Origin of the sequence: Fulvivirga lutea, from assembly GCF_017068455.1 — a bacterium.
Lineage (GTDB): Bacteria > Bacteroidota > Bacteroidia > Cytophagales > Cyclobacteriaceae > Fulvivirga > Fulvivirga lutea.
This window is the reverse complement of the sequence record NZ_CP070608.1, coordinates 204,143-217,533: the sequence shown is the minus strand read 5'-3', so window position 1 is coordinate 217,533 and position 13,391 is coordinate 204,143. Positions and strand designations below refer to the sequence as shown.

Here is a 13,391-nt window from a genome sequence, read left to right as displayed (position 1 = left end):
AGTTGTGACAAAAAAATTGAAATTAATTTTTTAGCTCTTCGTTGATGTGATCGATAATCACTTTAGGATCGTTTTTTTGACAAGCGTTTTTGAACGACTCGAAGAAGTTTGTATTGGAGAAATCATTCTTAATTTTAGTCGTTTCCTCGTTCAATTTTGCTTTTGCCCGGCTGAATAACTTTCTACAGTTATCTTTCTTCTTATTAAATACAACCTGAAGCTCATCATATTCAAAATCAAAAAATTCCCTTAAAACAAATACGCCTTTTTCTAGCGGTTCAAGTTTTTTGTGAATTACATTCAAGGCAGAGGAAACTTCATTCTCAAAGTCGAAATGAAAAAGCTCCATTTCTTTATACTTATCAATGAGGTCTTTTGGGTTTAAAGATTCCAGACACTCGTCTTTCTTTCTTTTAATCGCATTTAAATGATTCAGGCAATTATTGGTAACTGCTTTAATTAAATACGCCTTTGTATTTTGAATCTTTTTTGTGTCAATAGTTAGCCATTTCAGAAGTGTATCTTGCACAATATCTTCTGCATCAGCAACCGACCCTAATATTCGTTGGGCAATGCTTTGAAGCATCGGTTGATAGAGCGCTATAGCTTGACTTTGATTCATTGTAACTTCAAAGATAACACTAATAAATTTAACTGACAGTTGTTAGGCAGTTAACATCTTTTTGGTCAAATGGTTAAATCTCCAAAACAAGGTGATAGCTACTATTGATAAGCCTATCAATAATCCGTACCAAACGCCCGATGCACCCATTTGATAGTGAAATGCCAGTAAATAACCAATAGGCAAACCTAAAACCCAATAGGCTATAAAAGTCATTGCGGTAGGTATTTTAACATCTGCCAAACCGCGCAAGGCTCCTAAGCTTAACACCTGTATACCATCTGAAATTTGAAAAAATCCTGCAATAATTAATAGACCTGCTGCTAGCTCAATTACAGCAGTATCTTCAATGTATAATGAAGGAAGGTAAAACCTACCTACAATAAATACTGTGGCACAAATGCCCATAAATAGTATTACCATTCCATACAATGTAAATGCTGCTGCTCTTAAAGTTGGAATATCTTTTAAACCTAGTTGGTTGCCAATTCTCACAGTAGCTGCGGCTGACAATCCTGAAGCCATCATATAACTTATCGCTGCCATATTTATAGCAATCTGATGCGCAGCTAGCGCTTCAGTTCCAATCCAACCGATCATAATCACAGCAAAACCAAAAGCGCCCACCTCAAAAATAAATTGAATTCCTGCCGGTAGACCCAGACCAAGCATATTGCGAAAGATATTCTTGCTGTAATTCCCAAGTTTAAAACCCAATCTGAATGGCTGGTATTTTTTTCCATGATAAACATATAAAACCATCCAGCTAGCCAGAATTATTCTGGCAATAAATGACGCATAACCAGCTCCAATTAATCCGTATGCATCAAAACCTAGTTTTCCATAGATTAAAATGTAGTTTAAAATCACATTTAAGAGGTTGGAGCCGATAACAATAATCATGGCCATCTTAGTATCAGAAAGACCTTCAGCAAATTGTCTGAAAGTCTGAAAAATCATTAATGGCACCAATGATAGCGTAACAATATTTAAATAAGGAAGAGCCATATCAACCACTTCCATTGGCTGGTCTAAATATTTTAATCCCGGTCCGGCAATAGCGACTATCGCAAACAGTATCAATCCAGTAATTAGGTTGATGATGATGGCATGTTTTAAATAAACTGCAGACTTGCTCACATTACCTTCTCCATCTGCAGCAGCCACCAGAGGAGTAATTGCATAAGAAACTCCGATACCAAACATTAATAGCAAATGGAATATGACATTGGCCAATGATGCACCTGCCAGTGGAACGGCTCCCAGATGCCCTACCATTACGCTATCTGCCACGTTTACCATCATATGCCCGAGCTGACTCAGCATCACCGGGTAGGCAAGATGGAAGTTCTTTTTTAAGTGCTCTATGTAATTTTGCCTGGACAAATTTATTCTTGGTTTATAATGGCATTGGCTTTTAAAATACCCGCCACACTCATGCTATCAGTAATTTCACCATTCATTACCATCTCGTATACCGATGAAAAGGGTAGTTTTTTTGTTTGCATATCAGACTCCGACTCTTCCAAACTGGAATTACCTTGTCTGATTCCTTTGGCTAAGAAAACAAATGCCACTTCATCAGATACTGAGTTGGAAGTGTGCATTTTCAAAATGAGTTCATACGTTTCTGCTTCTAATCCTGTTTCTTCTTTTAACTCACGCTTCGCAGTAACCACTAAATCTTCTCCAAGGGGAGAACCACCTTCGGGGATTTCCCATGAGAATTCATCTAATGGAAATCGATGCTGCCCAACAATCCATGTATTACCATCCTCGTCAATTGGAATTACACCAACAGCGATATTTTTAAAATGTACTTTACCATAAATTCCTTTCCCACCTCCAGGGTTAATTACCTGATGTTCAATTACTTCAATCCAAGGGTTAGAATATTTAATGTCTGAGGAAAGTGATTTCCAAGGGCTTTCGTCATTTTTCATGGCTGCAAAACTACCATAAGTTTTGAAGTATGGGTAAGGCCGTTAGATTTGTAGTATGTTATTGTCGTCTTACAGTCAAGATAAAATAGAGGCCGGATGCGATGAGGCCGGAAGGGGCTGTTTAGCTGGGCCGGTAGTAGCTGCAGCAGTTATATTGCCTTTTGATTATAAGCATAAGTTGCTGAACGACTCAAAACAACTTTCCGAGAGTAAGCGTCTTCTTATCCGAAAGGACATTGAGAAGGATGCAATAAGTTATGGAGTCTGTTTTGTAGATAATCATGAAATTGATCAGGTTAATATTTTAAATGCCTCATATCTGGCAATGAATAGAGCCGTTGACATGCTCAATAAAACACCTGGGTTACTGTTAATTGATGGCAATAGATATAAACCACATAATGACATTCCCTATGAGTGCATTATTAAAGGCGATGGCAAATATTTATCTATTGCGGCAGCTTCGATATTAGCGAAAACGTACCGAGATGAGTACATGGAAGAGATTGGGTTGAAACACCCGGAATATAGTTGGAGTAAGAATAAAGGCTATCCAACAGTACCGCATCGTGATGCAATCAAACAATATGGAATTACAGAGTTTCATAGGAAAACATTCAGGTTACTGCCGAATCAACTCGAACTTTTTGATTAAAATTTTGATTTAATGTTTTCAACAGCAACACTATGTGCCTGATCTTATTTGCAAAAAATGTTCATCCGAAATATAAGTTGGTTTTAGCCGCTAATAGAGATGAGTTTTATGAAAGGGCAACTGAGCCTGCCACATTTTGGGAAGATCATGAAGATTTACTGGCAGGAAAAGACCTGGAAGCCGGAGGCACATGGATGGGTATTACCAAAGCAGGAAGAATTGCCATGCTCACCAACTATCGAGATTTAAGTAATATTAAAACAAACGCACCGAGTAGAGGGCATTTGGTAACTGATTATTTATTAGGCGAAGAATCTGCCCAAAACTATTTAACCCATGTTGAGAGCAAAGGTGAACTATATAATGGGTTTAACCTGATAGCTGGCGATGCTGATTCACTAAACTATTATGGAAATTACCAGAAAGGAGTGCATAAAATCTCTGATGGCTTACATGGATTGAGTAATGCGTTGCTCGACACTTCCTGGCCTAAGGTGGAAAAAGGGAAGGAGAAATTGGAATCACTTTTAAACGAAACTCAAATTAATAGCAATGAACTCTTGAGAATATTATATGATGATATAAAAGCAAATGATAATAATTTGCCAGAAACTGGAGTTGGCTACGAAAAGGAGAAAATGCTATCACCCATGTTTATCAAAAGCAGCAATTATGGATCTCGTTGTTCAACGGCCATTTTAGTGACGCATGATAATGAATTTACGTTTGTAGAAAGAACATATGATACAATGAGTTTTGATCATGAAGACCGAAAATTTGTATGGAAACTTTGATGGAAGTTTTTTTATTTATACATTTGAGACCGACTGGTCGGTACTAGTATGGAAACAACGAGAGAAAAAATAGTAAAAAAGTCTGCAGAGCTGTTTAATACCTATGGGTATCATGCCTGTTCTCTCAGCCATATTATGGAAGCTACTGGCTTAAAAAAGGGTGGAATATACAATCATTTTAAGAACAAAGACGAGATAGCGGTTGAAGCTTTTAATTATAACTACGAACGAGTTCAGGCTAGATTCAAAGAAAGGCTAAGTCAGGTAAATACACCAACTGAAAAGATTATTGCAGTGATTGATGCTTTTGTTTCTTTTATTGATGACCCTATTGTACAAGGTGGAGGTTGTCCAATTTTTAATACAGCCATGGATGCCACCAACACGCATCCCATGTTAAAGGAAAAGGCTAAAGCCGGTATTGATGGTTTGAAGAAATATGTGGAGTATAAACTACTTGAAGGGATTGAAGCCGGTGAATTCAATGAAGGCATAAATGTCAAAAAAGTGTCATCACTTATGGTAGCAACATTGGAAGGAGCTATCGTCATGTCTCGGGTAGAGGATAGCAACGATTGCCTTGAAATGGCCTCAGAGTATGTAAAAGAATACTTGTTTAAAAATATTATTAAGAGTTAAAAAAATTTAATCAACAACAGACCAATCGGTCTTAAAAGACTTCAGTCATGAAAACTCAAAAGAAAATTAAAACACCTATAGGACTTAGACTCATCGCCTGGGCATTTCCGAAAGTTGAAATGATAGCTCCGTGGCTGGCAAAAAGATGGTTTGTAAAAATATTTTTCTCAACGGCAAAGTACAAAACACCCTATGGAGAAGTAGAAATTGCTGGGCAGGCTAATAAATATCAAATTCAGTTTAAAAACAAGCAGGTTCAGGTCTATGAGTGGGGCGAAGGTAAACCAGTACTTTTTGTTCATGGATGGATGGGCCGAGCAACTCAGTTTAGAAAATTTATTCCATTATTTACAGATAACGGTTACAAAGTCGTAGCCTTTGATTCAACTGGCCATGGTCAATCTGATGGTTCATCTTCGCACTTGATGGAGTTTGTTGGAATTATAGAGCAACTCCAGAATAATTACAGAAAGTTTGAAATGATTGTAGGGCACTCGCTAGGAGGGGTTGCTTCATTCCATGCAACATTGGCCGGAATATCAGATAAGTTAGTTTTAATTAGTAGTCCAACTGTGGGTGCTCAAATACTGGAAGAGTTTAGAAGTAAAATTGGAGCATCAGAAAAAATGTTGCCTTACTTCGAAGAACGTATTATGGAAGACTATGGCAAAACCTTTGAAGAATATTCAATCTCTCACAATATCACAAAACTGCGAGATACAGAGTTATTAATTGTACATGACAGAGGAGACCGAGAAGCTCCCTACTCTAATGCTAAATTGATTCACGACCTTTACCCTTCCAGCAAGATAATAACAACTGAGGGTAATGGGCATACCAGAATTTTAAAAGATGAAAAGGTGATAAATGAGGTTCTGCAGCACTTGAAAGCTCAGAAGTACAATTCAGAACCATCATTAGTTTAGCAAATCTTATTTGGTGAGCGAGAAAATGGATTAATCTGTATTATCAACCGCTTAAGGAAATATTAGATAAAATCACCCGTAATTTCCGTTCTTTGTTTATCTAGATGATTGTGCGATGACAAAGATTATTAAGACTACCGAGATTTCGAAGATTTACCAAATGGGTAATCAGACAGTAAAGGCGTTGAAATCAATTTCAATTGAAATTGATAAAGGTGAATATGTAGCCTTCATGGGTCCGTCTGGTTCGGGTAAGTCTACACTAATGAATATTATTGGTTGTTTAGATACACCTACAGGTGGAACCTATATTCTAAATGATAATGATGTCAGTGACCTTACTGAGAATGAACTAGCAGTAATTAGAAATAAAGAAATAGGTTTCGTTTTTCAGACATTTAACTTATTGCCTAGAGCATCAGCACTAGAGAATGTGGCATTGCCATTAATTTATGCAGGCTACGGTAAATCAGAGCGTGAAGAAATTGCGATGAATGCCTTATCAAATGTAGGTTTGTCAGATCGATATGATCATAAACCAAATGAACTTTCGGGTGGTCAGCGCCAGAGAGTGGCTATTGCAAGGGCATTGGTGAATAATCCTAGTATTATTTTAGCTGATGAACCAACAGGTAACTTAGATACTAAAACATCTTATGACATTATGGAGTTATTTCAGCAGCTTCATGATGCGGGTAACACGATCATCATGGTTACTCACGAAGATGATATCGCACATTATGCTCATCGTATTATCAGATTGAGAGATGGGTTGGTTGAAACTGATGAGATAAATAATAACGTGACTAGGGCTGACGAACAAAAAGCAGCACTTTCAGAGTAACTATGAAGGTTTATACTAAAACAGGAGATAAAGGTACTACTTCATTATTTGGTGGGTTAAGAGTTTCTAAAGCTCATGATAGAATTAATGCCTATGGCACAGTTGATGAACTAAATTCTCACATTGGATTACTGAGAGATCAGGCTGTGAATGGTGGCAGACACGATGTTTTAGTTGAAATTCAGGATAGATTATTTACCGTAGGATCTATTCTAGCTACTGAACCTGGAAATACGAAAGTTAAAATACCTAAACTGGCTGAAACAGACTTAACCTTTTTAGAGGAGGAAATAGATAAGATGGACACTGAATTAGAGCCCATGAAATCATTCATTCTTCCAGGAGGCCATCAATCTGTCTCTTTTTGTCATATAGCACGCTGTGTTTGTCGCAGAGCAGAGCGCTTGGTAATCCTTTTACAAGAAACTGAGGAAGTTGATCAGTTAGTTGTTCAATACCTCAATAGGCTTAGCGATTACTTGTTTGTATTAAGCAGAAAAATGACAGCCGAATTAAAGGCTCCGGAAACCCCTTGGGTTCCAAGAAAATAATAGAACCTTTTTCTACTCTTAATATTTTGTTACTTTTGCAAACCTAACGATCGTTAGTAACGTTAAACCACGTAACATGATAGATACTTTGAATATCGACATTAAGAAGATAGCTGAGTCTAAAATCAGTCAAATAGATTTCAACAACATACAATTTGGGAAGACTTATTCTGATCACATGTTCACAGCAGAATATGAGAACGGAGAATGGAAGAATCTAAGAATTGAGCCTTATGAGCCAATGCGAATCAGTCCGGCAAGTCCCGCCTTACACTATGGAATATCTATTTTTGAAGGCTTAAAAGCATATAAAGACTCTGAGGGTAAAATAAATATTTTCAGGGCTGACAAGAATTATGAGCGTTTAAACATTTCTGCTAACAGAATGTGTATGCCTCAATTACCGGAGCAAATCTTTTTTGACGGATTGCATACGCTATTAGAATTAGATAATAAGTGGGTGCCAGATGTACCTGGTACATCATTGTATATCAGACCATTTATTTTCTCAAATGACGACTACATCGGTATTCGTCCTTCAGAGCGATTTAAATTTATGATTATCACTTGTCCTGTGGGTGCTTACTACGCCAAACCGGTAAAAGTGAAAATAGAAGATCACTTCGTAAGAGCTGTTGAGGGTGGAAGTGGCTATTGCAAGACAGGTTGTAACTATGGTCCGGCCATTTATCCTGCCAAACTTGCTCAGCAAAAAGGGTACGATCAGTTAATCTGGACAGACGGCAAGGAGCATAAGTACATTGAGGAATCAGGTACAATGAATATCATGTTCGTAATTGATGGAAAATTAGTTACTCCAGCTTTAGGCGATACAATTTTAAATGGAATTACACGAGATAGTGTTTTAAATGTGGCTCGTGATTGGGGTATGGATGTGGAAGAAAGAAAAGTACCTGTAACAGAAGTTATTGCTGCCATTAAAGAAGGAAGATTAACTGAAGCCTTCGGTGCAGGAACAGCAGCAACAATTGCTCAAATTGAGCTTATTGGTTACAAAGGAGAAGATTTTCAGCTACCAGCGGTAGAAACCAGAGAGTTTTCTAATAAAGTTTTAAAGGAATTAGATGGAATCAAGCTTGGTCAGATCGAGGACAGATTTGGTTGGGTGAGTAAAATTTAATTATATATTCACAGTCAATTGGTTTATAAGAGCCAACCACCAGCAGGCGGTTGGCTCTTTTATTGAAATGAAGTAGGATGTAGACTTCATATTTTCATTAGCTTTGACGAAAATTTACAGAACATGACACAAGACGAGTTGAAAGACTTGAAGGCCAGAGTAGAGGCTTTGAGGAGGTATCTTTGACTACGATAAGAAGAAAGCTGAAGTAGAAGAAGAAGAATTGGTAACTGCCCAACCAGAATTCTGGAACGACCCAAAAGAGGCAGAAAAAATCTTAAAAGGAATACGCACTAAAAAAGTCTGGACAGATAGTTTTTCAGAGGTTATAACCCTGTATGAAGACCTGGAAACACTTTATGAGTTCTATCAGGCCGATGAAGTAGAGGAGGATGAGCTGAATGCTGCCTACAAGGAGGCCGAGAAAGCTGTGGAAGACCTGGAGTTCAAGAAAATGCTGAGCGGTGAGGAAGATCAATTCGGTGCGATGCTGGAAATTAACCCCGGTGCAGGAGGTACGGAGTCGCAGGACTGGTGCGATATTCTAAACAGAATGTACATTATGTATGGCGAGAGCCACGGCTACTCAGTAAAGCAGGTGGACTATCAGCCTGGGGACGTAGCAGGTATTAAATCGGCCACCTTGCAAATTGATGGGCCTTTCGCTTATGGAAACCTGAAATCCGAGATTGGAGTACACAGACTAGTAAGAATTTCTCCATTTGATTCTGGAGGAAGAAGACATACTTCGTTTGCTTCAGTATATGTTTCGCCAGTTATTGATGATGAAATAGAAATTGAAATCAATCCGGCTGATGTGGAATTACATACTTCACGCTCTGGTGGCGCAGGAGGACAAAATGTGAACAAGGTAGAAACCAAAGTGCAGCTGACACATAAGCCTACAGGGATTGTAGTAGTGTGCCAGGTAGAACGATCGCAGCTAGCCAACAGAGAAATGGCCATGAAAATGCTTAAATCTCGATTGTATCAGCTTGAGCTGGAGAAAAGAAATGCAGAACGCGATAAAGTGGAAGCAGGTAAAATGAAAATTGATTTCGGTTCGCAAATTAGAAACTACGTTTTACATCCTTACAAACTTATAAAAGATGCCAGAACAGGCGTTGAGCGCACTGATGTTCAAAATGTTTTAGACGGAGATTTAGATGATTATATCAAGGCATTTTTGCTTGGTTATCAGGATAAATCTGAAGCTTAATTAGTTGTTGAATTTTTATTTACTGTCATTCTGAACTTGATTCAGAATCTCTCGTTTACGAGTAGATCGAAATTGAGGATTCCAAATCAAGTTTGGAATGACACTTTATTTCACAACCACCCTCTTTAAAATTGAATGGAGAAACAGAGAACCTATACTTTTCAATTCTGGCTATTATGTACTAGCTCGTTCCTGTTTTTTGCGAGCTTTAACATGATAATTCCTGAATTACCTTCATTTCTAACTAAGCTTGGAGGTGAAGATTACAAAGGGTTTATCATCTCCCTATTCACACTTACAGCCGGTCTGTCTCGTCCTTTTAGCGGTAAACTTACCGATAAGGTGGGTCGTATTCCGGTAATGGTTTTTGGGGCATCCATTTGTTTTGCGTTGGGTTTTATCTACCCATTCGTTACCACTATATTAGGGTTCTTTGCACTAAGACTTGTTCATGGCTTCTCCACTGGGTTTAAACCTACCGGAACGGTGGCATATGTAGCCGATGTAGTGCCCATTAATAAAAGAGGTGAGGCCATGGGTATTGCCGGGTTCTTTGGTACTACGGGTATGGCGTTTGGTCCATCATTGGGTAGTAAAATCACTCTGATGTATTCTATTGATGTGATGTTCTACGCGTCATCAGTATTAGCAATTCTTTCAATATTAATACTTGTTGGCATGAAAGAAACACTGGAAAATAAAGAGTCGCTAAGATGGTCTCACTTAAAAATAACCAAGCACGATGTGTATGAGCCTACTGCCTTGCCACCATCAATCGTAATGGCACTTACGGTTTTTTCATTTGGCATAGTATTAACCGTAATACCAGATTTCAGTGATCATTTAGGGATTAAAAACAGGGGTCATTTTTATTCGATTTTTACCTTATCTTCCTTGTTAGTGAGAATTCTGGCTGGCAAACTTTCTGATAAGTGGGGTAGGGAGCCTGTATTAATGCTTTCTACCAGTTGTTATATTATCTCTTTGCTTGTCATCGGATTTTCAGAGAGTGTAACTCAATTTTTTACTGGAGCCGTTATTTATGGTTTAGCTGTAGGCATGAACTCACCAACGCTTTTTGCATGGACTGCAGATTTAAGTCCTGATAAGAGTAGAGGCAAGGCCATGGCAACTACATTTATAGCACTGGAGCTTGGTATAATGATGGGTGCTATTCTATCTGGATGGACTTTTTCCAACAATCCGGCTAATTTTCCAATAACCTTCGGAATGGGGGCTGTGACGGCATTTATAGCTCTAGGATACCTATTGCTTAGAAAACGAAAGCAAAATTTAAAATCGGCTACTGTACATGCATAAACTTTTCAAATACCTGTTTTTTTCTGCAACTGCTGTGGAACTTACTCGAAACATATTCGACTGGGATTTTGAACATTACAGTAAGCCACTGATTGTACTTTTCCTTTTTCTTTATTTTATCACCGCTAATAGTAAAAAGGATACTGCTTTTTGGTTGGTAGCCATTTCACTGGTGTTTTCTTGGCTGGGCGATTCATTTCTAATGTATCAGGAACTTGATGCCACTTACTTCATTTTAGGGCTCGTGTCGTTTTTAATTGCCCATGTGCTGTATGCAATCTCCTATTTTAAATTAAGGTGGGCAGAAGCTGAAAATCCATTGCTACCTACACAGAAACTAAGGCATAGCATCACATTGGTTTTGGCAGGTGTAGCACTTGTAGCAATTCTATCACCCAACCTTGGCGATATGAGGCTACCTGTAACAGTATATGCAGCGGTGCTCGTGTTCATGGCTATATCAGCACTTTTGAGATACGGTTATACACCGATTAAAAGTTTCGGACTCGTGTTTGGTGGAGCGATCTTTTTTATGATATCAGATTCACTGCTGGCCATCAACAAGTTTATGGAGTCATTCGCTTATTCAGGTTTTTGGGTAATGCTAACTTATTCAATTGCCCAGTATTTAATAATTGAAGGTGTAATTAGGCATCAAAGACAAGGGTAAAATCTAAAAATAGGTGGCTCTAAATAATGTTATGCCACCTATTTCTTTGATCAAAACTTTTAATCTAATCTGGTTTTGTAAATATTTCCATCATAATTCAACAGGTACAAATTATTATTCTGATCAAATTCAACATCATTTAAATTGATTTCGCTGTTCGTGTAATAATCAGATGAGGTGTTTATGATGTTCTTTTGAGCTTCCCAGTTATAAGTTATTAATTTTCCATTTGTCAGTTTTACTATACTGTTGTCTCTGACTGTCACCAAATTACTTTGTCTGTCTACTGCCGTTGGCAAATGGTCTTCATAAAGCTCCCAAGTAGTTCCCACATTGTTTGAAGTAGCTTTTTCACCTGGAAATTGCCTTCCAAATTCGTCAGTCCATGTGCTTTCCATACCAAAAAGTTTGTTTTGCTGATTGGCAGTTATAAAACCTATATCAGATTTCTTTAAAGACCAGGAAGCACCATCATCATTTGATACGGCTATGTTATCTCCCAAGTATGGAATGATTAAAGATCCATCAGGAAGCTTAAGTAATCTGTTAAATAGCACTCGCCAAAAAGGGCCTTCAAAGTCAATGGAGCCAAGTTTAGTGCCTACATGATGGTTTATAAATGAATCACCATTATTAGATGAGACACGCACATAACTTTTGTTATCATCAATATGGATGACATAAAGTTTGCCATCTATATAATGAACATAACAAGAATTTAATCCCGATGGTGGGTTTATAGTAGTTACAATTACCGTTTCTTCTCCAGTGGCAACATGATAGCGATATACTTCATTGACAGAAGTGTAAAATACAAACTCACCGTCATTGGATACTGCAAAGTTATTTACCCATTTGTTTCCTGTTTCGGCATATAAATCAAAGGAAATGGTTTTGGTCGTTTCTCCAACTTCCGGGCTGTAAGATTCCTCATCGCTGCATGCAGAGATTGCAAGCAAGAGAGCCACAAGGAAAAACGACCAATAATTACTCAGACAACAATTCATGTTAATTGAGGTTTTCGGATAGTCTACTCAAGCTAACATCCAGAAACTCATTCATCATACGTTCAGTTTCAGCTTTGTAAAGTTCAGCATCGCAAGGCATGTAATGCGAGGCAGACATATTTGCATTATTTACAAAAATGATTGCTGCATAATCAGGTATTGCTTTACTGCCGGCCACTGCAGACTCCTTAAACTTCATTTTGCTGTCAAACACAGGTTTATCACTCCAAATACCTTTTTTTATAGTTGTATTTATAGCTGCCTCCGGAGCCGTCAAATTTTTACCAAAGGCATAATTGGCACTGGTTAACACCTGATTATTAATATCACCCAGGAGTCTCGGCATGTGGAAATTGGGCTTTCCGGTTACTTGCGAGTAACCTAAAATCTCATTGTCGTAAGTTTTCATTTGCACGAAGTAGAAGGTCATATTTACATCGGCAATAACGGCATCATTCATTTGCTTCGATAGCACACCGGTATTGCCAAATGTCCCGCTTTTTTCCTTCCCTTTTTTCGTCTCGCGCTTTACATAATAGGCATAATTTTCAGGTGTTACTTTCACAAAACCCACAGATTGAGCTGCATTTATTTCACCACCCTCTTTTCTTACCCAATCACTCAATTCTTCTGTTTTTCCTGCTTCATCCGCAGAAATAATCTCATAGCCTAAATTTTTTAAATTTGACACATAACGATCATAAACTTTGTTGGTTAATTCTTTGAAATCGGCATTATCAACACCATCCAAAAACACCCCCATGGCCACATTGGTATTGCCTTTTAATCTCCCCAATGACTCACCACCTGTGGTATTTGCGCGCGCACTACCAAATACTTGGAAATAAACATTGAAACTGTTGATGTAGATTCTTTTAGGTGCTTTTTTAAATTGTTTTCCTTTAAATGAACCATTGCCATCAACCTCTTTTTCGGTGATTTTTTGTGCTTGAACTCCTGAATAAATTAGAGCAGCGAATAACAGGATACATATCTTTTTCATAGTAGCATAGTTTAAAATATAGTATCAAAGCTAGTAGCTACCTTATAGGCAATCCAT

The 13,391-nt window shown here is 37.9% G+C and carries 15 protein-coding genes; 10 read left to right on the top strand and 5 right to left on the bottom strand.

Features of this window, described 5'->3' with window-relative positions; all coding sequences use genetic code 11:
- Window positions 1-22 precede the first annotated feature (22 nt).
- From JR347_RS01100 to JR347_RS01090, 3 genes are read right to left on the bottom strand one after another with little or no spacing between them, the layout of a single operon-like run.
- On the bottom strand, window positions 23-622 hold the full coding sequence (locus JR347_RS01100) for a sigma-70 family RNA polymerase sigma factor (protein ID WP_205722223.1): 600 nt from the start codon (window positions 620-622) through the stop codon (window positions 23-25).
- A gap of 42 nt (window positions 623-664) precedes the next feature.
- Window positions 665-2,008 (bottom strand): MATE family efflux transporter, encoded by a 1,344-nt coding sequence (locus tag JR347_RS01095; RefSeq protein ID WP_235689723.1) that lies wholly within the window; start codon window positions 2,006-2,008, stop codon window positions 665-667.
- A gap of 2 nt (window positions 2,009-2,010) precedes the next feature.
- Window positions 2,011-2,565, bottom strand: coding sequence for an NUDIX domain-containing protein (locus JR347_RS01090; RefSeq protein ID WP_205722222.1), 555 nt, complete (start codon window positions 2,563-2,565; stop codon window positions 2,011-2,013).
- Window positions 2,566-2,620: 55 nt separating this feature from the next.
- On the opposite strand from JR347_RS01090, the gene JR347_RS01085 reads away from it, so the two are divergent.
- From JR347_RS01085 to JR347_RS01040, 10 genes are all read left to right on the top strand, one after another.
- Entirely contained in the window at window positions 2,621-3,220 is a 600-nt protein-coding gene (locus JR347_RS01085; protein ID WP_205722221.1) for a ribonuclease HII, read from the top strand.
- Between the two features lie 32 nt (window positions 3,221-3,252).
- Window positions 3,253-4,014, top strand: a complete 762-nt coding sequence (locus JR347_RS01080; protein ID WP_205722220.1) for an NRDE family protein — start codon at window positions 3,253-3,255, stop codon at window positions 4,012-4,014.
- A 48-nt stretch (window positions 4,015-4,062) separates the two neighbouring features.
- Window positions 4,063-4,653: a TetR/AcrR family transcriptional regulator gene (locus JR347_RS01075; protein WP_205722219.1), complete on the top strand. Its 591-nt coding sequence runs from the start codon at window positions 4,063-4,065 to the stop codon at window positions 4,651-4,653.
- 47 nt (window positions 4,654-4,700) lie between these two features.
- Window positions 4,701-5,579, top strand: coding sequence for an alpha/beta fold hydrolase (locus JR347_RS01070; protein WP_205722218.1), 879 nt, complete (start codon window positions 4,701-4,703; stop codon window positions 5,577-5,579).
- Window positions 5,580-5,694: 115 nt separating this feature from the next.
- Window positions 5,695-6,423, top strand: a complete 729-nt coding sequence (locus JR347_RS01065; RefSeq protein WP_317192608.1) for an ABC transporter ATP-binding protein — start codon at window positions 5,695-5,697, stop codon at window positions 6,421-6,423.
- Between the two features lie 2 nt (window positions 6,424-6,425).
- The gene (locus JR347_RS01060) at window positions 6,426-6,974 is read left to right on the top strand and encodes a cob(I)yrinic acid a,c-diamide adenosyltransferase (protein ID WP_205722217.1); all 549 of its coding nucleotides are present in this window, start codon (window positions 6,426-6,428) and stop codon (window positions 6,972-6,974) included.
- 76 nt (window positions 6,975-7,050) lie between these two features.
- Window positions 7,051-8,115 carry a branched-chain amino acid aminotransferase gene (locus tag JR347_RS01055; protein WP_205722216.1) on the top strand — a complete coding sequence of 355 codons (1,065 nt, stop codon included), beginning with the start codon at window positions 7,051-7,053 and terminating at the stop codon, window positions 8,113-8,115.
- 123 nt (window positions 8,116-8,238) lie between these two features.
- Window positions 8,239-9,334 (top strand): peptide chain release factor 2 gene (gene prfB / locus JR347_RS01050; protein ID WP_205722215.1). Its coding sequence is split into 2 segments (ribosomal slippage): window positions 8,239-8,298 and window positions 8,300-9,334, totalling 1,095 coding nucleotides; the frame shifts between segments, so codons are not numbered across the junction.
- Window positions 9,335-9,469: 135 nt separating this feature from the next.
- Window positions 9,470-10,654 carry an MFS transporter gene (locus JR347_RS01045; RefSeq protein WP_205722214.1) on the top strand — a complete coding sequence of 395 codons (1,185 nt, stop codon included), beginning with the start codon at window positions 9,470-9,472 and terminating at the stop codon, window positions 10,652-10,654.
- Window positions 10,647-11,324, top strand: a complete 678-nt coding sequence (locus tag JR347_RS01040; protein ID WP_205722213.1) for a lysoplasmalogenase — start codon at window positions 10,647-10,649, stop codon at window positions 11,322-11,324. The genes JR347_RS01045 and JR347_RS01040 overlap by 8 nt, the downstream gene beginning before the upstream one ends.
- Before the next feature lie 59 nt (window positions 11,325-11,383).
- Here the strand turns inward: JR347_RS01040 and JR347_RS01035 are convergent, their stop codons facing one another.
- Both JR347_RS01035 and JR347_RS01030 read right to left on the bottom strand, forming a co-directional pair.
- Entirely contained in the window at window positions 11,384-12,331 is a 948-nt protein-coding gene (locus JR347_RS01035) for a hypothetical protein (protein ID WP_205722212.1), read from the bottom strand.
- Between the two features lies 1 nt (window position 12,332).
- A complete protein-coding gene (locus JR347_RS01030) occupies window positions 12,333-13,334 on the bottom strand; it encodes a hypothetical protein (RefSeq protein WP_205722211.1) in 1,002 nt (333 codons plus the stop codon).
- Window positions 13,335-13,391: the final 57 nt, after the last annotated feature.